2 protein-coding genes (1 of these 2 only partly in view) are annotated in these 24,679 nt (G+C 74.8%); both read right to left on the bottom strand.

Translation table 11 applies throughout. The annotated features are described in order from the left end of the window. Positions 1-11,387: the 5' portion of an SDR family NAD(P)-dependent oxidoreductase gene (locus ACWIGU_RS28205; protein WP_454404494.1), read on the bottom strand. Its footprint begins 10,723 nt before the window's first position; the window shows 11,387 of its 22,110 coding nt (coding positions 1-11,387); its start codon is at positions 11,385-11,387; its stop codon lies off the left edge, out of view. After that, on the bottom strand, positions 11,384-24,679 hold the full coding sequence (locus ACWIGU_RS28200; RefSeq protein WP_454404493.1) for an amino acid adenylation domain-containing protein: 13,296 nt from the start codon (positions 24,677-24,679) through the stop codon (positions 11,384-11,386). Before ACWIGU_RS28200 ends, ACWIGU_RS28205 begins: the two co-directional genes overlap by 4 nt.

The following is a 24,679-nucleotide window of genomic DNA, read 5'->3' as shown; positions in this document are numbered from 1 at the left end:
GGGTCGTCGCCGGCCGGGGTCCGTACAGCCGCCGCGGGCTCGGGCACGGGCTCGGGTTCCTGGACGTCGACGGAGGCGGAAACGGGGGCGGGGACGGGGACATCGACGGAAACGGGTGCGGGAGCCAAGGGCTGGGCCTGGGCCTGGGGCGCCGCCGGCAATGCCTCGCCCACGACCCGGGCGAGCCGCTCCCCGTGCTCGGCGCTCAGGTACTGCGCGATGCTGTCGATGCTCGTGTACTCGAAGAGCAGGGTCTGCGGCAGATCGCCCAGGTCCTGCTCGAGGCGGTCGACGATGTTGAGGCTCACCAGCGAGTCGACCCCGAAGTTCTCGAGGGTGACCGCCGGATCCAGGTCCTCGGCACGGTACTTGAGCACCTCGGCGAACACGCCGGTCACATAGGACCGCACGGACTCGGGCGACCGCTCGTCCGCCGCACCGTCCGGCGACGCGTCGCCGGAGTCCTCTACGGGCCGCTCCGCCACGACCAGGGACTGCTCAAGATCGTCGGCGGGTACGCCCGGCAGACCGCCGGTGCGCACCGTGCGCAGCCCGGCCGCCGCCGCGCTCTGCCGCCACTGGACCGGGGCGAGCAGCGGTGAGTGCGGCAGCCTGCACTGTGCGTCCTCGTACATCCACCAGCCGGTCGTCAGACCGAACGTGAGCGTGAGGAACTCGGAGAAGCGGGTGATCTCGTTGACGAGGACCAGTCCGCCCGGCCGCAGCAGGGTGCGGATGTTGCGCAGGGTGCGCTCCATGTCCGGCGTGGCGTGCAGCACATGGGTGCCGAGCACCACGTCGTACGAGGCGGCCTCGATGCCCTGCTCCACCGGGTCGCGGGAGATGTCGAGGGTGTGGAAGGCCAGTTGCGGATAGGTGGGGCCGAACTCCCGCTCGCCGTGGCGCAGGAAGGCCGGGGAGATGTCGGTGTAGCAGTAGTGAGCCCCGGCGTCCGCGGCGGCCAGCGCGGCCAGCACGGTACGGGAGCTGGCTCCCGTACCCGCCCCGATCTCCAGGACCCGGACCGGGCGGCCCTCCTGGGCGCGCACCCGGCGGGCGGCGTCGGCCACCTCGTCGGCGAGCAGCCGGTTGTAGTGGTCGGCGATGGGCTGGCCCTTGTAGATGGGCTCGACCAGGGCCACGGAGCCCTTCGGGAACAGCACGTCCATCGGGTTCCTGCGGCCCGCGAGGACCTCTCCCAGGGCGCCGAGGGTGCGCTCCAGGAGAGTGACGTGACCGCTCATCTCCGGGTAGAGCGCGGCGACTTCGGCGCCCTCCACGCGGGCCCCCGGCGCCGCCGACGGCTCGGCGAACGTGAGGGTGTCCGCGTCGCCCGTCACCGCTCCGCAGGACCGCAGGATGCTCAGGGCGGCGTCGAAGAGGCGGCGGTGCCTGCGGACCACGCCGAGCCGGGAGGCGAGTTCGTCGGCCGTGATCCTCTCACCGGGCCGGGGCACGCCGTCCAGACGCGGGAAGGTGCGGCGCAGCAGATCGCGGCTGAACGCCTCGACCGCGGCGAACGCCTCCTGCGCCCGGGCGAACACCTCCTCGTCACCGCCCTGGACGGCGGCGCCGGACACCTCCTCGGCCGCGGGGGACGCGACCACGCTGTCCTGACCGTGGTCCTGCGCAGGGGCAGGGGCAGGGGCCGGGGCGACGACCCGGGTGAGCCGTTCGCCGTGTTCCTGGCGGAAGTACCCGGCGACCTGGTCGATCGTCATGTACTCGAAGAGCAGGGTCTGCGGCAGGTCACCCAGGTCCTGCTCGAAGCGGTCGACGATGTTGAGGCTCACCAGGGAGTCCACGCCGAACGTCTCGAAGGTGGCCTCCGGGTCGAGCGCAGCGCTCTCGTACTTGAGGACCTCCGCGAACACCCCGGCGACGTAGGACCGCACGGCCTCGGCCGACAGCCCGTCCGCACCGGCGGCCACCGGGTCCGGGACCGCGACCGAGACCCGGGCCGGGTCCGGGGTCCGCGTGGCCGGGCCGGGCGCTGCACTCGCCGCGGGCGGCGACGTACGGGCCGGCCCTTCGCCCTCGGGCGTACCCGCGACCCGGATGCCCATGGCGGGCAGCGCCGCGCGGTCCGCCTTCATCGCGAGGGTCTGCGGCAGCCGCCCGGCGATGATCCGGCGCAGCACCGCCATGCCCTCGGCAGGTTCGACGGAGCCGACGCCGAGGCGGGCGAAGGCCGCCCGCATCCGGTCGTCGGCGACCGCGCCGACGCTGCCCCAGAAGCCCCAGTTGACGACGGACACCGGGTAGTCGTGCCGCCGGTCGAGCCACTGGACGTAGGCGTCCTCGAAGGTGCTCGCGGCCGCGTAGTTGGCCTGACCGCCCGCCTCCACGAAGGACACCGCGGAGGAGAAGACCAGCATGAAGTCCAGCGGCTCGGCCCCGAAGACGCGGGCGAAGGCGGTGACTCCGGCGACCTTGGGCGCGAGCCCGGCGAGGAAGTCCTCCTCGTCCATGAGGGCGATGGTGCGGTCCCGCAGGTCGAGCGCCGCGTGCACGGCGCCGTCGACCTGCCCGAACCGGGCGTGCACGGAGTCGAGTCCCCGGCGCAGTGCCGCCTCGTCGGCGACATCCGCCTGCACGTAGAGGACCTGGCCGCCCAGCGCGGCGATCTCCTCGGCCTTGGCCCGGTGCTCCGGGCCCTCGGGGCTGCGGCCGATCCACACGAGGCGGGCCCGGGCGATCCGGGCGAGCAGCCGGCTGAGCGCGAAGCCGATGCCGCCGGCGCCGCCGGCGATCACATACACACCGCCCTCGCGGAAGGGCTCCGTGCCCCGGGGCGCGGCGGGGCGCAGCGGCTCGAAGACGCGCTCCAGGCGCTCCTCGCCGCGCAGCAGCACCAGCGGTTCGGTGCCCGGCTCGGCCACGATCCGCTCGGCCGCGCGCTCGGCACCGACGGTGCCGCCGTCCGCGCCGACATCGACACAGGCGACGCTCCAGCGCGGGCACTCCGACTCGATCGCACGGGCCAGGCCGAGCACTCCGGCCGCGTGCGGGCGCACGGGCTCGGTCTTGTCCTCGGGGTCCGCCGGTACGGCGCCCGCGAGCACGATGCGCAGGGCGATGCGGTCACGGGCTCGGCCCGCGGCGAGCATCCGCTTGACCAGGCGGAACAGGTCAAGGGCGGTGCGGTCCGCCTCGGCGGGCCCTTCGGCGTCACCGGTGCGGGCCACGAAGTAGACGGTTTCCACGGGCTGTTCGAGCACCGCGTACGGGTCCGGCGCCGCGTCCCGCGCGCCGGACAGCGCCACCAGGCCGGCGCCCGTGCGGGCCGCGAGCGCGGCGGCCAGGGCCGTCGAGTCGGCGGTGTGGACCACCACCGTACGGCCGCCCGCGGGCGCGTCGCCGGGCTGCGGCAGGGGAGCGGGGCGCCACACCGGCCGGTACATCATGGAGTCGACCGGGTTGTTCTGCGCCCGCAGGGCGAGGCCCTCGTAGCGGACACAGACCCGCCCGGACCGGTCGGCCAGGCGCACCGTGTAGCGGTGCTTTCCCGCACGGACGACGTGGGCGAACGCGGGGACGGCCGTCGCGTCGACGACCTCGACCGTCTCGACGGAGAACGGCACCAGGGTGGCGTCGTTGCCCCCTTCCAGGGCGGCGATGGTCTGCTGGGCGCCGTCGAGCAGGGCGGGGTGCAGGGCGAACCCGCCGCTGTCCGGGGTGGCGCGCAGCGTGCCGAGCACCTCGTCGTCACCGAAGGTGATCTTCTCCAGGACCCGGAAGGACGGGCCGTAGGCGATCCCGCCGGAACGGAAGTCGTCGTAGAACCGCTCGGCGGGGACCTCGTAAGGACAGCGGGCGGCGATCCGAGCGACATCGAGGGTCTCGGGCGACGCGGCCGGGGCGGCGGCGTCCTGGGCATCGGGGCGCACCGTGAGCGAGCCACGGGAGCAGACGGTCCCGTCGTCACCGGTGGCCAGGGCGAAGCGGTAGCCCTCGCCGTCCGAGGTCAGGGTGAGCCGCAGCGTGCCGGCGGCCTCGGCGTCGATCAGCCGCAGCCACTGCACGCCGTGCAGCCGCACGGTGCCGCGCAGGCCGCAGCGCCGGGCCGCGGCCACCGCGAGGTCGAGCCCGGCGGCGCCGGGCAGGACCGGCCGGTCGCCGATCCTGTGGTGGTCGAGCACCCAGTGCGCGGCCGGCACGGGCACCGGGAAGCGGGCGCCGTCCGGGTCGCCGGGCGCCCCGGAGACAGCGCCGAGCAGGGGGTGGGGAGCCAACTGCGGTGACTGGTTCGGGAGTTCGGTGCTGGACGTGGCGGGTGCCGTGGCGGGCGCGGTGGTGCGGCCGGTGTCCGGGAGTGTGATCCAGTGGCGGTCCCCGCCGAAGGGGTACGTCGGGAGCGGCACCCGGCGCGGCCGGTCCCCGTACGACAGGGACCGCCAGTCGAGGTCCTGGCCCGCGGTGTAGGCGGCGGCCAGGCGTTCCAGGGCGGCGACACGCTCGGCGGGCGAACCCGACCCGGCGTGTTCCGCGAGCTCGGCGCGGGTCTGCTCGTCCAGGTCGCCGGACGCGGCCCCATCACCGGTGCGGAAGCAGCCCGGGGCCTGGACGCCGGACTGCAACAGGCGGAGCCTGCGGCGCATTTCGGGCACGCTCCGGGCGATCACGGCGGCGCGCACGGGCAGATGGGCGCGGCCGACGCCGAGCGTGAAGGCCAGGTCGGCCGGGGTGACGCCGTCCAGGTCACTGTCGGCGAGCCGCAGCAGCAGCCGGTCGAGGGCCGCCCCGTCGCGGGCGGACACGGCGAACAGCCGCTCCTGGTCGGGCTCTTCGGGGCGGGCCTGCGGCTCGGGGGCCTGCGCGAGCACGGCGTGCGCGTTGGTGCCGCTGAAGCCGAAGCTGCTGACCGTGGCGATCCGCAGGCCGCCGGGACCCGGCTCCCACTCCTGGCGGTCACGGACCACGAAGAAGGGGCTGGAGTCCAGCTCCGTCTTCGGGTTCGGGGTGTCGAAGGCGGGCGCGGGCGGCAGCTCGCGGTGGCGCAGCGCGAGCAGCGTCTTGAGCAGGCCCGCGATCCCCGCGGCCATGGTGGTGTGCCCGATGTTGGCCTTCACGGTGCCGATGCCGCAGTAGCCGCTGCGATCGGTCGAGCGGCGGAACACCTCGGTCAGGGCCCGTACTTCGATCGGGTCGCCGAGCGCGGTACCGGTGCCGTGCGCCTCCACGTATCCGATGTCGTCGGCGCCCACGCCGGCCCTGCGGTGCACGTCCGCGATGAGCGCGGCCTGCGACAGGGCGCTCGGCGCGGTGATGCCGTTGGTGCGGCCGTCGCCGTTCACCCCGGTCGCCCTGATGACGCCGTGGATGTGGTCCCCGTCGGCGACGGCCCGGTCCAGGCGCTTGAGTACGACGGCGCCCACGCCCTCGCCGAGCACGGTGCCGTCCGCCGACGCGTCGAACGGCACACAGGTGCCGCGCGGCGACAGCATGCCGACCTTGCTGGCCCTGACGTGCAGCTGCGGGGTGACCATGAGGGCCACACCGCCCGCGAGGGCCATGGCGCACTCGCCGCGGCGGATGCTGTCGGCGGCCAGGTGCACGGCCACGAGCGAGGACGAACAGGCCGTGTCCACGGCCATGGTGGGGCCGTCCAGATTCAGGAAGTAGCCGATCCGGGCGGGCAGCAGCGAACTGGTGGTGCCGAGGAAGGCATGGCCGGTGTCGGCCCGGCCCGCCTCGGTGAGCAGCGTCGAGTAGTCACCGGGCGCACAGCCGACGAACACCCCGCAGGAGGTGCGGTCGTCGGCGCCCACCGCGTACCCGGCGTGCTCGAGTGCCGCCCAGGACTGCTCGAGGAACAGCCGCTGCTGGGGGTCCATCACCTCGGCCTCGAGCGGCGAGTGGTTGAAGAACGCCGCGTCGAACCGGCCCACCTCGGGCAGCATGGCCGCCCATTTGCTGTACGTCCTGTCGGGGACGAGACGGTCGGCGTCGAAGACGGGGCCGACGTCCCAGCGCTGCGCGGGCACTTCGGTGAAGCTGTCACGCCCGGCGGCGATGTTCTCCCAGAAGGCGTCCAGGTCCTCGGCCCCGGGGAAGCGCCCCGACATGCCGATGACGGCGATGTCGTCGCAGGTGTCCGGGGACGCGGACGACTCGGGTGCGGGTGCGGGTACGGGCATGGGTTCCGGTGCCGGCACCGGAACCGGTGCGGGCAGGGCGGCGGCCTCGGGTGCCGCCGGTTGTGCGACGGCTGACGCGGCCTGTGGCCGCGGCGCCGGGCTCTGCCGGTGCAGTTCCCTGACGTGCTCGGCGAGCCGGGTCACCGTCGGGTGGTCGAAGAGCGTCACGGGGTCCATCTCCAGGGCGAAACGTGCGCCGAGCTGCTCGACGATCTCCACGGCGCCGACCGAGTCCACGCCCATCTCGTTGAAGGACAGCCGGTGGTCGACCTCGTCCGGCTCGAGATAGAGCCGCGTGCGGACCGCGTCCACCACGGCCCGCAGCACCTCCTGCGGGTCGAGTCCGGGCCGCTCCTCGCGCTCCTGAGGCAGGTCCACTCGGTCAACCGGAGCCGCGGGCCCGGCAGTTGAGACCTGCGTCGTCTCGACCGGCTCCCGGCTCTCGCCGGTCTCCTGCGCGCTGCGCCAGCCGCCGATCCAGTACGAGCGCTCGTCCAGCGGGTGGGCGGGCAGCGGTACGCGACGCGGCCGTACGCCGTCGCCGGCGCGGCAGTCGTCCCACTCCACCGCGGCCCCGTCGGCCCAGGCGCGGGCGAGCTCGGACAGCCGGCCGAGGCGGAACAGTTCGGCGGCCCGGTCGAGCCGTGCGGGCTCCTCGTCCTCTTCGACGCGGCCCGTGAACACGCCCTCGCCGGGCTGGTCGCCGTCCAGGAACGCCGTCAGCTTCCGGCGCAGCTCCTGCGGTTCACCGCAGACGACGGCGAGCCGGACGGCTTGCGGGGAACGCCCGACCCGCAGCGTGTGCGCGATGTCCGCGAGCGGCGGCGCGTCCGGCCGGGCGGCGAGCGCCGCGGCCGAGGCCAGTTCGGTGATCGACGCCTGCCCGGACAGCTCCACCCCGGCGGGCAGCCGCCCCTCGACACGGCGGCCGAGCTCGGCGAGTGCCAGGCGGTCGACCCCGAGGTCGGCCAGGCCCTCCCGCACGTCCACAGCGTCCACGGGCACGTCCAGGAGCGCGGCCACCTCACCGGTGAGCAGCGCCGTCGCCTCGTCCGCCGAGCTCCCGGCCGGGCCCGGACCGTCCAGGTGGCGCAGCTGGCGGCGTACCACCTCGCGCAGCGTCCGCTCGTCCTTGGCGGAGAACACGAACAGCTGCGGACCCGCCACAGGGGTGGCCGGCGCGGGCGGCGCGCTCTCCAGGAGGACATGGGCGTTGGAGCCGCCGGCGCCGAACGCGCTCACCCCGGCGCGCAGCACCGTGCTGCCCTCTCGCGGCAGCCAGGGGGTCCGGGTCCGCTGCACGGTGAAGGGGGTGGACGCGAAGTCGATGTGCGGGTTGGGCTGTTCGCTGTGCAGCGACGGCACCAGCTCCCGGTGGCGCATCTGGAGCAGCACCTTGGTGACAGCGGCGATACCGGCCGCGCTCTCCAGGTGCCCGATCCCGGACTTCACCGAGCCGATGGCGCAGCTGCCCGGGGCGAGCCCCGCGTCCGCGAACGCCTGCCTCAGCCCCTCGATCTCGATCGGGTCGCCGAGCGCGGTGCCGGTGCCGTGCGCTTCGATGTAGCCGACGCTGTCCGCGGCGACACCGGAGCGGTCCAGCGCGTCGGCGATCAGCGTGGCCTGCGCCGCGGGGCTCGGCACGGTGAAACCGCTGGTGCGCCCCGAGTGGTTGAGGAACGAGCCCTTGATCACCGCGTGTACGTGGTCCCCGTCGGCGAGCGCGTCGGCCAGCGGCTTGAGCAGCACCGCGCCCACGCCCTCACCGGGCACGTAGCCGTCGCCGTCCGCGCCGAAAGCGCGACAGCGCCCGTCCGACGACAGGAAGCGGCCCTGAGCGAGCTGCAGATACTTCTGCGGGTGCGCGGCGACGTTGACGCCGCCCGCGACGGCCAGCGCGCACTCGCCGCGCCGGATGCTCTCCACGGCCAGGTGCAGCGACGTCAGCGAGGACGAGCAGGCGGTGTCCACCGCCATGCTGGGCCCGGACAGATCCAGGCAGTACGAGAGCCGGTTGGCGACGGAGCAGTGCAGGGCCGTCGGCGCGACGGGCTCGGCACTGCCGTCCGTACACAACTGGTAGTGGTTCCACATGACACCGGCGAAGACCCCGACCCGGGTGCGGGCCAGTTCTTCGGGGCGGTAGCCGGCGTTCTCGACGGCCTGCCGGCCGACGGTGAGGAACAGCCGCTCCTGCGGGTCCATCAGCTCGGCCTCGCGCCGCGAGATGCCGAAGGAGGCCGCGTCGAACCGGTCGACGCCGTCGAGGAACCCGCCCCGGCGCCCGTACGTGCGGCCCTCCTTGCCCCGCTCCGGGTCGTAGTACGCCGCGTGGTCCCAGCGGTCCGCGGGCACCTCGCCGACACAGTCGCGGCCCTCGGCGAGATTGCGCCAGAACGCCTCGAGGTCCTCGGCCTCGGGGTAGCGGCCCGCGACGCCGATGATCGCGATGTCGTCGCTGTCCGGGGAGTCAAGGGAGTCAAGGGACTCAGGGGAGTCCGGGCGCCCGGACGGCGCGGCCCAGGGCCGGGGCGCGGGCAGCAGTTCGGCGATGCGCTCCTGGTCGCCGTACGTGACGACGGCCCGCGGCGCGCCCCCCGAGAGCAGCCCGAACAGCGCGTCCAGGCCCGCGTCGGCGGGCAGGGCGTGCAGCCCGGACGTGTCGGCGGAGCGGCGCAGCACGTCCTCGGAGACCCGCATCCCGCCCTCGGCCCACAGCGGCCAGCCGACCGCGACCGAGACGCCGGGCCGGTCCGCGCGGGCGGCACGCCGCTCGGCGAAGTGCTCCATGAACGCGTTGCCGTACGCGTAGTCGGCCTGGCCCGGGTTGGCCACGGACGCCGAAACGGACGAGAACAGCGCGAAGAACGCGAGGTCGTCGTCCGCGGTGGCCTCGTCGAGATTGCGGGTGCCGGCCACCTTGGCGGCCAGGACGGCCGCGGAGCGCTCCGGGTCCTTGCGGAAGAACATTCCGTCGTCGACGCTGCCCGCGCAGTGGAAGACCCCGTCGATCCGGCCGTACGTCTCGCGCGCACAGGTCACGGCGGCCAGCACGTCGTCGGTGTGGGCGACGTCGCCGCGCACGTGGGTGACCTCGGCGCCGCGCCGCCGCCAGCCTTCGATCCGCTGGGTGAGCTCGGGCCCCGGCGCGCTGCGGCCGGTCAGCACGAGCCGCACCGGGCCGCGGGTCACCAGGCGGTCCACCAGCAGTGCGGCGAGACCGCCGCCCCCGCCGGTGACGAGATACACGCCGTTCTCGCGCAGCACGCCCGCGCCGTTCCCGGCGGGCACGGCCAGCGTCTCGTGCCGCACCGCGAGCCGGGTGCCGCCCGTGTGCCGTACCTCGCTCTCCGCGGACAGGTCCGCGCTCTCGGCGGCGATGACGGCGGCGAGGTCCCCGGCCGTCGCGGTGGCGTCGTAGCCGACCGCACGGCAGCGCAGCTGCGGCGCCTCGGCGGCGACGGTGCGGGCGAGCGCGCCCAGCGCGTCCTCGTGCGGGCGGGGCGCGGCGGGATCGCGCGGGTGCAGGAACAGGACCGGCACAGGCCCCGTCGGCCGGGTACCGGTGACGGCCACGGCCAGCGCCCAGCTCTCCCGGTAGGCATCCGGCAGCGCGCGCCCGGCGCCGTCCGTGTCCCGGGTGCGGGCACAGCGGACATACGCCGTCGCGGAGATGCCGTCGCTTGCCAACGCGGCGGTCAGCGAGCCGAGCTGGGCCGGATCGGCCGGGTCGAGCCGGTAGTGGTCGGCGGCCAGGCGCTGGAACGCGGAGGCCCGTTCGGCGCGTACCACCCGGGCCGGGGCCGCGGCGTCGCGCAGGGCGGCCGCGGTCGCGGCGTCGGCACCGACGAGCACCACGGTGTGTGCGCCGTCCGCCGCGACAGCGCCGGGGGCGGCGGGCAGTGGTGTCCACACCGGCCGGTGGCAGCCGAGGGCGGGCGCGACGGCGCGGGCCGCGCTCCTGGCCACCGCCGCGGGCGGGGCTCCGGCGCCCTCGTCGGGCGTGGCCGGCGTGGCCGGCGGGTTCGCGGGGGCGCTGCGCACCTGCGCGCCGAACTCGGCGTACAGGTGCGCGGCGAGCGAGTCGATGTCGGAGAACTCGAACAGCAGCGTGGGATACAGCGGCGCGCAGACGTATTCCTCCAGGCGGCGGCTGATGTCCAGCATGTGCCCGGAGTCCAGGCCGAGATCGTAGAAACCGGCATCGGTGCGGATCGTGTGGGGCGCCCTGCCGAGAAGGGTGCCGACCAGCTCGCGCAGATGCGCGCGCACCCCGTCGGGCCCGGCACCGCCGCCGTCGGACGAGGCGGGCGCGAGGGCGGGGGAGGGGGACACCGCGGCCGGGGCGGGCGCGGCCGTGCGCGTCGTGTCCGGGGCGTCGAGGAGCCGGGTGATGAGCTCGGGGTTGCGGATGCGCTTGCAGGTCAGCTTGGTGAACCCCGCGAGGAAGTGGCCGTCGGCGTCGTACAGCGCGCAGTCGTTGTGCATGATGTCCCCGGACTGGGCGTACGTCTCGGGGCGCGGCATATGGGCGTAGGCGACGCCGGTCAGCGGGCGCGGGGCCCGGAACGACTCGATGAACACCGGGATGAACGGGTCCTGGTCCGGCGGCGGCACCTGCGCGAACGCGGCGATGGTGGCGCAGTCCATCTTCGCCGGGTGCAGATGGAAGTGCTCGTCGAGCGCTGCCGCCTCCCCGTCAAGACCCAGTTCGGCGAGGAGTTCGCCGTCGCCGTAGTAGAGCCGGCCGAAGCAGCGCATCGCGGATCCGTGCCGGATCTCCTCGGCGCGGGCCCGCGCGTACATCTCGTCCAGGTCGGCCACGCGCCGCGCGGTGGTGCGCAGCCGGTCGACGTCGAGCGGCGCGGGCTCGGGCACGTCGTGCAGGACGAGCTCGCCGCGGAAGTTCTCCTGGTAGTCCGCAGCGCTCTCGCCGCCCTCGCGGCGGCGGCTCTCCGCGGTGATCCACCGGCTGCCGTCGGTGGCCGTCGACACCGTGATGCGGATGTCGCGGTCACAGCCCTCGCTGGTGGCGATCGCCTCGTGGAAGAGGACGTTGCGCAGCTCGGCACGGGCCGTGTCGAAGCCCCGGTCACGCAGGATGCGGAAGACGATGTCGAGGAAGGTCACCCCCGGCATGACGGACACCCCGTGCACCCGGTGGTTCTGCATGATGAAGTCGCTGTGCTCCAGGACGAGATGGCACACCAACTCGTGTCCGGGCTGCGGTGCGGAGGGCACGTTCACCACTTCCGTCCTTCCTGCGACGCCGCTGCGGTGTCGGCGCCGGTCGGGGTTGGGGTGAGAGGGGCGTAACCGGGTTCGGAGAGGGGTTCCTCGAAGGTCAGGCCGAGGATGGAGGCACCCAGCGGCGGGCGGCCGGGGACCGCGGGCCGGGGGCCGGGCGCCGAACGGGGCGCCGCCTCCAGCCACAGCCTGCGGCGCGCGAAGCCCGGCGCGGGCAGGGCCGGGCGCGGCCGGTGCGCCGCCGCCAGAGCCGGGTCCAACTGGCTGACGACGGCATGGGCGTTGGTGCCGCCCAGGCCGAAGGCGCTCACCCCGGCGACCCGCACCCGGCCGGGCTCCGGCACCCAGTCGTGGGCCGTGCGGCTCGGGTAGAACGGCGAGGCGGCGAAGTCGAAGCGCGGGTTGGGCCGTTCGCAGAACAGCGTCGGCGCGATCCGCCCGTCCCGCACCGCGAGCACCGCCTTGATCAGGCCGGCCATGCCCGCGGCGCTCAGCAGATGCCCGACGTTGGTCTTGACGCTTCCGATCGCGCAGAAGCCCCTCCGCCCGGTCTCCTCGCGGAACACGTCGGTCAGGGCGCGCAGTTCGATCGGATCGCCGATCATCGTGCCGGTGCCGTGGGCCTCGATCAGGCCGACCTCGTCGGCCCGCCGCCCGGCCGCGGTGAGGGCCCGGCGGACGACCTTGGCCTGTGCCGCGGGGTTGGGGGTGGTCAGCCCCATGGTGCGGCCGTCGTTGTTGACGGCGACCGCGTCGATCACGGCATGGATCCGGTCGCCGTCCCGCAGCGCTTTCTCCAGGGGCTTGAGCAGGACGACGCCGCAGCCCTCGCCGGGCACGAACCCGTCGGCGTTCTCGTCGAAGGTGGCGCAGCGGCCGTGCCGGGACAGCGCCTTGGCCGCGCTGAAGTCGAGATACGGCTCCTCGTCCAGGAGTACGTCGACCCCGCCGGCCAGCGCCAGCTCCGACTCGCCGTCCAGGAGACTGCGGCAGGCCAGCTGGAGCGCCACGAGCGAGGACGAACAGGCGCTGTCCACCACGAGGTTGGGGCCGTGCAGGTCGAAGTGGTGGGCGATGCGCGCGGCGATGAAGTTCTGGTCGGAGCCCATGCCCACGAGGCCGCGCCGCTCGCCCACCCGGCGCCCGTAGTGGGACATCCGGGCGCCCGCGAAGACCCCCACGTCGCGGCCCGCCAGCTCCCGCGCACCGTATCCGGCGTCCGCCAGACAGGTGGCGGAGCCTTCCAGGAACAGCCGCACGGCCGGGTCGAGGCAGCGGGCCTCGTCCTCGCTCATGCCGAACCACTCGGGGTCGAAGTCCTCGATCCCGTCCAGGAATCCGCCCCATTTGCTGGTGCTGCGGCCCGGCTCGAGCTCGGGCCGGTACAGCTCACCGACGTCCCAGCGCGAGGGCGGCACCTCGGTCACCGAGCAGGTGCCGCCCAGCAGATTGCGGGCGAAGGCGGCGGCGTCCTCGGCGCCGGGGAAGCGGCAGGAGAGCCCGATGACGGCGATCTTCCCGGACGGGGTCACGGGGACCACAGGAGGGGCCGCAGGGGCCACAGCTACGGGAGCCGCAGGAGTCACGGGGGTCACAGGAGCCACGGCGGGCGCGGTGGTCGCGGCCGGCGTCGCGGCGGGCACGGGCGGTGCGCTCGGCACCCCGAGGTCCGCCAGATGGCGGCCCAGGAGTTCGAGGGTGGGGTGGTCGAGAAGCGTCGCCGGGTCCAGGGACAGGCCCGTCGACTCCTCGAGCCGCAAAAGGATTTCACCCAGGAGGACGGATTCCACCCCCAGGTCGCCGAGGAGCGCCGTCGGGTCCAGGGCGTCCTCGGGAATCGCGAGGAGCTCGCTGAACAGCGGGGCGAGCCAGGGCGGCCCGGTGACTGAGGTGTTCGGCACGGTGTGCTCCTCTTCACGGGGCCGGGGCGGCGTGGCCCCGGTCGTCGTCGCAGCGGGTGCGGATCCGGCTGCGGGTGCGGACTCCACGCAGGCCGTCGCGTCGGAGTCCCACGGGGAACCGAGCAGCGCCGCGGGGTCGGCGGCGATGCCGTCGACCGGGGGGCAGGGCACGATGCGGGCCTGCTCGGCGGGCAGGGCGAGAATCCGTTCGAGGACCCGCAGCCCCTCCTCGTCGCCGAGCGGTCCCACGCCCACGGGCGCGCAGCTGTCCGGCCGGTCCGCGCCCATGCCCGACTCGCTCCAGGTGGGCCACGCGACCGAACGGAACCCGGGGCGTCCCGAGCGCACCTGGTGATCGGCGTAACAGTCGAGGAAGGCGTTGGCCGCCGCGTAGTCGAGGACGCCGGCGGCCAGGCCGGGTGCGACGGCGGACAGCGAGGAGAACAGCACGAAGAACTCCGGCCGGTCACCGGCGCACAGCTCGTCGAGGACCTCGAGGCCCGTCGTCTTGGGTTCGAGTACGGCGTCGAAGTCGGCGAGTTCCTTGCCGATGAACGAGGGCCTGCCGACCGGCCCGCGCCCCGCGCAGTGCACGACACCGCCGATCGGGCCGAGCACCTCGCGCACCTCACGCAGGAACCGGTCGGTGCGCTCCCGCTCGCTCAGCGGGCCCGAGTGCACCAGGACGCGCGCGCCCTCGGCCTCCAACTCGGCCACCAGCGCCGCCGTTTCGGCCTCGGGTGTGCCCGGCGCAAGGAGCGGCCAGTCGGCACGCGGCGGCTGCGGGCGCGCCCCGGTCAGGGCGATCCGCCGGGCGCCGCGGCGCACCAGGAGCCGGGCCACCCGGGCCCCGATGCCCCGGGTGCCGCCGGTGACGAGGTAGGCGCGGTCCGCGGCGGGGGTCAGCGGCCGGTGCCCTGCGTCGGTCAGGGCCACGAGTTCGGGGCGGTGGCGCACTGCGCTGCGCACGGACACGTCGCCCGGGCCGTACGGCCCGGTGTACTCGGCGAGGATCTGCCGCGCGGCCGCGTCGGGTCCGATGGCCGAGGCGTCCAGGTCGAGCACGGTGCCGGTGACGCGCCCGTACTCCGCGCCCAGCATCCGCACGAATCCGGCCATGCGCGCCCCGGCGAGCGAGGGTGCGGGGCCGGGCGGCCCGTACAGGCCCTCGGTCACGTGCAGTACGCGTCCCCCGTGGCCGCGCAGGGTGCGCACGAGCCGCCGGAGCAGGACGAGCCGGGCCGTCCAGGATCCGGCGCCCGCGCGGGCGGGGCCGCCGAGGTCGGTGAGGTCGATCAGACCGCCGACGGCATCCGGCCCGTCGGCCCGCAGCCCCTCGCAGAACGCGGCCGCGTCGGCCTCGTCGCCGATGACGGGGATCCCGGGGACACCGTTCCCGTCGTCGGTGCCCGCCCGGACGAGTGTGACCCGGTCGGGGCCGAGCAGTGCGGCCAGGGCGCGCGCCACGGGCTCGCCGGGTGCGGAGAAGACACACAGGACACGACCCGACGGTGCGGGCGCGGCCGTGGCGGCGAGCGGCGGCAGAGCCCGCCAAGTGCGGCCGTACAGCGTGGTGCCGGACGGTTCCGTCACAGCTGCCGCCGCTGCCGCAGCCACCGGAGCCGCGGTCCGCGGTTCGGGCAGCCAGTGCCGGTCCTCGGCGAACGGGTACGAGGGCAGCGAGACCAGGCGGCGGCGCACAGGGTGCAGCCCCGGCCAGTCGACCGCGCCGCCCCCGGTCCAGTGCCGGCCCAGGCGCAGCAGCTCCGCGTCCCGGTCGGCGGCCTCGTCGAGCGTCGCCGTCGGGCCGTCGGGCAGGGCGCCGCCGGGGGCGCGGCCGTGCACGCAGGTGCCGGTGTCGCCGGAGGCGAGCCGGTCGAGGGCGCGCCACAGTCCGGCCACGTCGTACGCCACCAGCGCGACCCGTTCGCGCAGGGGTTCCCGGCCGCTCTGCAGGGTGTGTGCCACGTCGGCGAGGGCCGGGGCGGGCCGGTCGTCGCGTCCGAGCCAATCCCGCAGGCGCCCGGCCAGTGCCCGCAGCCGGCCGAGGTCGTGCGCGGACAGGACGATCAACTGCGGTTCGGGTACGCCGGGTTCGGCCGGCTCCGGCGCCGTGCCGGGGACGTACTCCTCCACCACGACATGCGCGTTGGCTCCCCCGGCGCCGAAGGCGCTCAGCCCCGCGCGGCGCGGCAGCGCGGCCCCGTCCGGGCCGGTGAGCGGGGCCCAGGGGCGGCCCTCGCGAACCACCTCGAACGGTGAACTGGCCCAGTCCACCGCGTCGTTGAGCTCCTCGGCATGCAGCGACGGCACGAGGCGGCGGTGACGGAGCTGGAGCACCACCTTGGTGAGGCCCGCGATGCCGGCCGCCGCCTCCGCGTGCCCGATGTTGGCCTTCACCGAGCCGATGGCACGGCTCGCCGGGGCCACCGAGGCTCCCGCGAAGGCCCGGTTCAGGCCGTTGATCTCCACGGGGTCACCGAGCTGGGTGCCGGTGCCGTGCGCCTCCACGTAGCCGATGGTGGCCGGGTCGGCGCCCGCGCGGCGCAGCGCCGCACGGACCAGATCGCCCTGGGCCACGGGGTTGGGCACCATGTAACCGTTGGTCTTGCCGCCATGGTTGACGGCCGTGCCCCGGATGACGGCGTGGATGCGGTCGCCGTCGGCCTCGGCGGCGGACAGCGGCTTGAGCAGCACCGCCCCGACGCCCTCGGCGGGCACGAAGCCGTCGCCGCCCGCGCCGAAGCTGCGGCAGCGGTGGTCACTGGAGGACATCTTCAGGCGGTTCTGCTGGCGGAACTTGTGCGGATGCAGCGAGAGGTTCACTCCGCCGGCCAGGGCCGCGGCGCACTCGCCGCGGCGCAGGCTCTCCACCGCCAGGTGCAGCGCGGTCAGCGAGGACGAGCACATGGTGTCCACGGCGAGGCTCGGGCCGTGCAGATCCAGGAAGTACGAGACCCGGTTGGCGATGCCCGCGACGGCGGACCCCGTGTCGGCGCTCTCCCCGGCCAGCGAGCGCTCGACGCCGAAGAAGGGGTACTCGTTGTACATCGTGCCGACGAACACGCCGACGTCGGAGCCCAGTTGCTCCCGGATACGGGCCCTGGTGCAGCCCGCGTCCTCCAGGGTCTCCCAGACCACCTGGAGGAACTGCCGCTCCTGCGGATCCATCAGCTGGGCGTCGCGCGGCGCGATCCCGAAGAACAGCGCGTCGAACCGGTCCACACCCTCGAGGAAGCCGCCCCACATCTGGTCGGTGGGCCAGCCGTCGCGTGCGCGCTCGGCAGGCAGGGGGCCGACACTGTCGACGCCTTCGGCCAGATTGCTCCAGAACGCCTCCAGGTCCCCCGCCCCCGGGTAGCGGCCCGCGATGCCGATGACGGCGATGGGCTCTAGGCCGTCGGCCGGGACACTTTCACCCGGGACACTTCCGCCCGAGGATGCGGCGGGCGGCGACGGCTGCGTGTCCGGACCGGCCGACCAGGGGCCCTCGTGGTGGGCCGCCAGATGCGCGGCGACCCCGGCCAGGTCCGGGTACTCGAACAGGACCGTGCTGGACACCCCTTGGACGTCCTGGCGCAGCCGCTCGTTGAACCGGGCGACCAGGCGGGAGTTCAGACCGTAGTGCTCCAGCGGGACCCGCGGGTGCAACTGCTCGGCGGGGATGCCGCTCACCTCGGCGAAGCGGGCGGCGACATGCTCCTGGGCGCGCTGCGCACGCTCGTCCTGCACCTGCGGGGACGCCGGCGGCGCGGACCGACCGGACTCCGGCGCGGCCGGTGCGGAACCCGCCGCACCGTCCGGCTCCAGGGCCGCGGGCGCGGCGAGCCAGTGCCCCTCCTTCGCGAGGACCGTGAAGTCCTGGACGGGGAGCGGGACGCGGCGTGCGGGCGCGGACCACAGCCGGGCGAAGTCCACCGCGTGCCCGCGCAGCCAGTCCCCGGCGGCCCGCGCCGGGTCCTGCGCGTCGGCGGGGACTCCCGCGAGCGCCGGGTCGGCGGCGGCCGTCGAGAGGCCCGGGCAGGGGCGCCCGTCGAGGAACGCGGTCAGGCCGGCCCGTACGCCCTCCAGCCCTTCGGCGGTCAGCGTCAGGCGATGGCCGAGCGACGCACGCCCGGTCTGCAGCGTCCAGGCCACGTCGTCGAGGCACAGGGCGCGGCCCGCCCCGGCCAGATGGTCGCGCAGCCGCCCGGCCGCCGCCGTGAGGCCCTCGGGCGAGGCGGCCGACAGGACGACGGTGCGCGGCCCGCTCGCCGACGGCGCGGCCCCGGCCTGTGCGGGCCCGTCCTGCGCGGCGGGCCCGGTGCCGTGCGCGTGCGGTGCTCGCACCACCACATGGCCGTACGAACCGGTCGCGCCCACCGCGTTGACCAGGACGGTGGCCCGGCCGTCGGCGGCGCGCGGCGTGAGCGCGCGGGGAGTGTCGACCAGCTCGACCGGGAGGCCGTCCCAGTCCACGAGCGGGCTGAGCTCGCCCGACACCAGCGTGGGCGCGATGCGGCCGTGACGTATCTGCAGCAGCACCTTGATGAGCTGCGAAAGACCCGAAGCGGCCTCCAGGTGCCCGATGTTGGGCTTCAGCGTGCCGACCGGGACCGGCGACGCTCCGGCGCAGCGGGCGAGTACGGAGCCCAGTGCCTCCAGCTCGGCGGCGTCGGCGATGCCCGCGCCCGCCGCGGCGCACTCCACGTAGTCGACCTCGTCGGGGATCACCGACGCGTCGGCCAGGGCCCGGGCGAGCGAGTCGGCGAGGGCCGCGGTGTGCGGCGCGCCGTAGCGCGGCGCGCGGCCCGCGTGGCCGATCCGGGTGCCCTCGATCAGGCCGTGCACGGTGTCCTTGGCGCGGCGGGCGGCGTCGGCCGGGCGCAGCAGCAGCACCCCGACGCCCTCGCCCGGGTGCCAGCCGCTGCCTTCGGCCGCGTACGCGGCGGGCGGGGCGTCGGCCGCGAGCAGTTCGAGGCCGTCGAGCAGGCCCCAGTGGTAGGGGTGGGCCAGCAGGTTGACGGCGCCGACGACGGCCGCCCCGCACTCGCCGCGGCGCAGGCTCTGAACCGCGAGGTGCAGCGCGGCGAACGACGACGAGCAGGAGGTGTCGACGGCCAGGCTGGGGCCGCGGAAGTCGAAGAAGTGCGAGACCCGGTTGGCGATGTCGGAGGCGGTGGCCGGGACCTCCGCGCTGTCCCCTCCGTTCCACCGGTCGGCGCCCTGCTGCCGGTAGTCGTGCCACATGGAGCCGATGAACACCCCGACGCGCCCCGCGGACCTGCGCAGCGAGTCGGCGGTGTGCCCGGCGTCGTCCAGGCACTGCCAGACGCTCTCGAGCATCAGCCGTGCCTGCGGGTCGACGGTCGGCGCTTCCTGCGGTGACACATGGAAGAGCAGGCTGTCGAACCGGTCGATGTGCGGCAGGAAACCTCCGGTGGCACGGGCCCCCGAGGGCGCCGTCTCCGGCCGGGACGCGGGCGCCGGGCCGATCGCGCTGCGGCCCGAGACCAGGTTGTCCCAGAAGGCGTCCAGGTCCCCGGCCCCGGGGAGCCGCCCTGCCATGCCGATCACCGCGGCCGGCTCGGCGGTGTGCGCCGGGGGTTCGGCGTCGGCGTCCTCGGCGGCGGCGCTGACCGGCGCCACGACCTCGGTGGTGACGGTGCTGCTGTCGCCGCTCCCGCTCCCGCTCCCGCTGTCGCCGGCGCTGTCGGCCGGCTCGGTGAAGAACGGAGCCGTGCCGCCCGCCGTGCGCTGCGGGTGTTCCGCCGCGCCGCCGAGGAAGGCCTGCAGGAAGACATGGCCCTCGTCCAGGCCGAGCCACTGGCTCAACTGCTCGGTGTTCAGGGCGCCGACCGGACACAGGCCGACGCCGTGGGCGGCCTGCCCCAGCATCAGCAACTGGCTCATGTATCCGGATTCCAGCGTGAGGTAGCGCAGGCTCTCCTCGGCGTACAGCGGCTCGATGCCGTGGCGCTGGCCGAACAGGTAGATGCCGAACCGGGAGCGGTCGAACACCGGCCGGTTGTAGTAGAAGTGGGCCCCGCGATCCGGCAGGACACCGGACCGCAGCAGGCGCAGCGAGTGCCGGGACGGGTCGTAGTAGTAGAGCCCGGCGTCGAGGCCCTCGACGGCGTCCGGCGTCAGATGCAGATAGACCTGGACGGAGTAGGTGTCGCCGGCCGACGGGTACAGGGCGCCGGTGCCGTCCGCGCCGGTGGTCTCGCGCAGCAGGCCGAGCAGACGCGAGAAGGACCGGTGGGGCACCGGCCGGTCGAGGAAGTCCCGGCGGCTGGCCCGCCAGGCGTGGAGCTCGTCCTCGAACCGGGCGTCGCCCAGCGGCACTTCGGGCAGTCCGGGCTCGTCGGGGCGCCGGTTCCAGCGCGCCCGCTTGAAGCGCTCGCGCTCGTCCGGGGCGAAGAAGTCCACCGGTCCGGGACCGGCATCGGGCCGCACGTCGGACGCCGTAGTGGTCTCTGTGACGGACGCCGGCGTGGTCTCCGTGACGGCCGTCGCAGTGGTCTCGGCATCGACGGACGGAGCGGTCTGCGCCCCGGCGGCGGCAGTGCTCTCCGCGTCGGCGCCGCCCCCCAGCTGCGCATGGACCCAGCCGGCGATCGCGCCGACGCTCGGGTTGTCGAGCAGTGCGGAGACGGGGAACCGCTGCTTGTACGAGCGCTGCAGGGAGCCCGAGACCCGGACCATGGTGAAGGACGTCGCGCCCTGGTCCCACAGGTCGGTGCCGGCGTCCACCGCATCGACGCCGAGGGCCTGGGCGAACAGATCGGCGATCTCCGCGCACAGCTCGTCGCGCGACGGCACGGAAACCGCGGGCCCGGACCTGTCCGCGACGACAGGCTCCGCCGCCGGCTCGTTCACAGGGACGGCCACCTCGGCCTCCGAACCTTCGGGACCGGCGTCGGTGGAGCGGTCCGGCGGCGTCAGGTGTGCCTTGGCCAGCGGCCACGGCAGCGCGGCCCGGTCCAGCTTCCCGTTGGCGGTGGCCGGGAACCCGGCCAGGAAACCGATGAAGTTGGGCACCATGTACTCCGGCAGCGTCTGCCCCGCGAAGGCGCGCAGTTCACGCCCGGAAGGCGCCGCACCCGGCAGGGCCACGAGGTACGCGACGAGGGTGCGGTCCCCGCAGCCGTCCTCCCGGGCCAGGACCACGGCGTCCTTGACCCCGTCGTGCGCCCGCAGCCGGTGCTCGATCTCGGCCAGCTCCACCCGGAACCCGCGGACCTTCACCTGTCCGTCGGCCCGCCCCTGGAAGCTCAGGTTGCCGTCCGGGTAGTACAGGGCCCTGTCGCCGGTCTTGTAGAGGCGCTCCTGCGGGTCCTCGTGGAACGGGTCGGGGATGAACCGGTCGGCGGTCAGCTCGGGCTGGTTGACGTAGCCGAGGGCCAGACACTCACCGCCGATGTACAGATCCCCCTCGACGCCGACGGGACAGGGGCGCAGCGCCTCGTCGAGCACGTGGTAGCGGCTGTTGTCGATGGGCTTGCCGTAGGGGATGCTGCGCCAGGCCGGGTCGATCGCCCCGATGCGGAACCAGTTGGACCACACCGTCGCCTCGGTGGCACCGCCCAGGCTGATCATGTCGGCGCGCGGGAAGACGGCGCGTATCTCGTCGGGGAGGGGCAGCGGCGTGAAGTCGCCGCTGAGGAACACCAGGCGCAGATCACCGGTACCCGCCGTGCCCACCGTGTCGAGCAGCGGACCCACCTGGGCGAGCGTGGTGGGCGCCGAGTTCCAGAAGGTGACCGGCTCCTCGACCAGGACGTCCAGGAGCAGGGCGGGATCACGCTGCTGCTCCGCGTCCGCGATGTAGAGCGCCGCACCCGTACCGAGCAGGCCGAACACGTCGAACACCGACAGGTCGAAGCCGAGCGAGGTGACACACAGGCCCATGTCCCCGGGCCCGAACCCGAAGGTACGCCGGCACCAGTTGACGAGGTTCAGGACGGGCCGGTGCGCGACCGCCACACCCTTGGGGCGGCCGGTGCTGCCCGAGGTGAAGATGATGTACGCCGTGTTGTGCGGCTGCGTCACGGGCCGCGGGCAGGTGTCCGCGTCGGCGGGGTGGGGGCCCTTGACGGCGGCGTCCGCGCACACGCGGGCGTAGCCGTCGGGCACCGGCCAGCCCTCGCGGCCGGCGGTGGTGACGACGACCGCGGCGTGCGCCTCCTCGAGGATGACGGCGGCCCGCTCGGCGGGCAGGTGCGGCTCCATCGGCAGATAGACACCGCCGGCCTTCAGGACACCGAGGACCACCGCGACCATCATGGGCCCGCGCGGCACACTGACGGCGACGACCGTCTCCGGGCCCACGTCCTGCGCGGCCAGCCGGGCGGCGATGCGGTTGGCCCGCCGGTTCAGCTCCTGGTACGTCATCGTCCCGCCGCGCCAGCGCAGCGCCTGTGCCTGCGGGTGCTCGGCCGCCTGCTCCTCGAAGAGCTGATGCATCAGCCGGTCGTCGGGGAACGCGCGGGCGGTGTCGTTCCACTCGTGCAGGATCTTGTGCAGCTCGGCGCCGCGCACCTCGCCGTCGTCCGCGCCCGGCGCGTCGCCCCCGGCGGGCTCCTGCCAGGCCGCCGCGTCATCGGCGAGACGGGCCACGGCCCGGCGGTACTCGGCGTGCAGCTCGCTCCAGCCGCCTTGCGGGGCACGGCCGTCCACGGCGTCCCAGGCCAGCCGCAGCTGCCCGGCGTCGACGGTGGTGATGCAGTCCAGGAACACGTCGGGGGTACAGCTCAGCCACTGCCCGGCCCGGACTGACCCCGGCAGCGGCCGGTCGGTGAAGTCCAGGGCACACGTGTAGACGACGGGGTACCCGGCACCGCCGGAGCGCGCCACGGCCCGCCGCAGCTCGGGAAGACCGCTGCCGGATACCTCCGCGTCCCGCTCCAGACCCTCCTGATAGCTGCGCGCCCGAGCGGTGAAGGACAGCTCGCGCGGCGCGCACGGCAGCCAGCTCAGCGCCGTGAACTCGCCGGGCCGCTGCGGGTCGAGACCGTGGTCCCAGCGGACCACCGGCACGGCGAAGTCCGTTCCGTAACAGCGGGCGAGGACATCGGTGAACGCGGTGAGCAGCACCGCGTCCAGGCTCAGACCGTGCTCGGCGCAGCGGTCGGCGAGCGGCCTCAGCGCCAGCGGCGCGCCGGCCAGGCGGACCCGGCGGTCGGGCGCGTCCGCGTCACGCGGCTCGGGCAGCGGCACACCGGGCGGCAGCGCCCGCAGCCGGTCCTGCCAGTGGGCCCGCGAGCGGGCCTGCTCGTCCGCCTCGTCCGCCTCGCCCGCCGAGTTTTGAGCCGCCCCGGCGGGCCGGGGCTCCGCCGCGGGATCGGCGTACAGACGCATCAGTTCTCGGCCGGTCAGATGGATGCCGCGGGCGTCGGTGAGCGTGAGGTCCATCGCCATGAGGACCGTGTCACCGCCGTCGCCGCGCACCACCCGCACCTCGAACTGCGGGTACCGGCCGAGCGGGAAGTCCGCCGCCGCCATGGCATCGCGCACCTCATCGGGGCAGCCGCCCGCGACGACGGGCACCGTCCACCGGCGCGGCGCCCCGGCGCGCACCTCCACGACGCCGTCCTGCGTGACCGCCGAGCGCAGCACGTCGTACGCCTCGACGAGCCGCACCACGGCCGACTCCAGGCGCACCGGGTCCACGCGCTCGTCGGTGTCGTACGGGACGACGACCTGGCAGCCCCGCCACGGCCCCGGCTCCCCGGCGGCACGTGCCACGAAGTACGCCTGCTGCAGGTCGTTCAGGGGGCGGGTGACGACGGGTCCCGCGACGGCGAGCGCACGCAGCCCGTTGCACAGCGACGCGAACGCGGCCTCCACCACACCGGGCGCGAAGCACCCGTCGGCGGTGTCCCAGCGCAGGTGCAGCGCGCCGTCCTGCTCCCACATCTGGTGGTCGAGCCACACCCCGGAGGTCTGGCTGACCGCGTACACCGGCGCCGCCGCGAACCCGCGCGCCCTCGGCCGGCCGGCCGCGTCGAGCATGCTGGTGAACACCACGGGCAGCGGCCCGGGACCGCCGCCGCGCAGCGCCCGCTGCGCGCTGACCCCGCAGACCGCGGAGTGCTCCAGCGCCTGCCACAGGCCCTCGTGGGTGAGCCGGGCGGCCTCCTCGAACGTGTGCTGGTGCGGGGGCACCGCCTCGACGAACGTGGTGCCCGTGAACGGGCCCACCAAGTGGTCGGCGTCCGGCGGCAGTTGAGGGCGCCTGCTGGTGGTGACGACCAGGGAGAACGGCTCGTGGGCGCCGTGTCGGGCGAGCGCCTCGGTGAACACGGTCAGGACCAGCGAGGTCGGCGACACCGCCAGCTCCTCGGCCCTCGCCCGCAGCGAGCGCCACTCGGCGGCCGTCAGCCGCGCGGTGCGGCTGCTGCGGCGCACACACGACAGGCCGGCGCCGCGCTCCGGCGCCTCCCCCGTGAACAGGCCCGGCGCGCCCGGCAGTTCACGCAGCCGCCGCACCCAGTGGTCGAGGTCACGCCGGTGGGCCTCGGTCCGCCGTGCCGCGTCCAGGGCCACAACGCAGTCCCGCACCGACAGCGGGGCCGTCGGTGCGGGAAGGAGGTGGGACGGGTCGGCGTAACACGCCTCCCACTGGGCGGTGAGCAGGTCGAGGCCCTGACCGTCGGTGACGATCGCGTCGATGCCGAAGTGGACGCGGCCGGTGCCGTCCGGGCCGAGGGTGACCTCGATCGCGAAGGGGGGACAGTGGCCCGCCGGGAAGAGGTGGTGGGACATCCGGGCGCGCACGGCGGTCGCGGTCTCGGTGAACTCGGCGCGCGTGGCGCTCCCGTGCACGGCGAGGTCCCAGCGCGGGGCCTGCGCGGATATCTGCTGCCGGCCGTCCTCGGTGACGGTGGCGCGCAGGATGTCGTGGTGCTCGACCAGGCGCTGCCAGGCGGCGCGCAGCCGCTCGGTGTCGAGCGCCGGCACGTCGAACTCGCGGTACAGGTGACAGCCCACGGCGTCCGCCTGCAGCTCGGGTTCCTTGCCGATGAGATACGCCTCCTGCAGCGGCGTCAGCGGGAAGGGCTCGTGCAGGGCGTCCGGGTCGGCGGTGACCTGTGCTCCGGCGGCACCGGCCCCCTGGACCGGCGCCGCTTGTGACGCGTGGGCGGCGACCCGCAGGGCGTACTCGCCGACCGTGGTCGCCTCGGTGAGCCAGCCCAGCGGCACATCCGCCGCGCACTCGCCCTGCACCGCGAGCCACAGCCGGGCCGCCGTCATCGAATCGAGGCCGAGGCCCCGCAGTTCGCGTGCGGCGGTCACGGGCGACGCGTCGGGCCGGGCCTCGGACAGCACCCGCACCATCACGTCCGTCACACGTGCGGCGAGGCCGGCCGCATCCTGCTGCCCCGACGGGCTGGTTCCAGGCTCCAT

It is taken from the genome of Streptomyces sp. NPDC055400 (assembly GCF_053644375.1).
The sequence above is the reverse complement of the archived record's forward strand: the minus strand, read 5'-3'. Positions and strand labels throughout refer to the sequence as shown.

What these genes read in the sequence shown, in the direction of transcription:
- ACWIGU_RS28200 (WP_454404493.1), bottom strand. Translation starts at nt 24,679, where the DNA reads ATGGAGCCTGGAACCAGCCCGTCGGGGCAGCAGGATGCGGCCGGCCTC.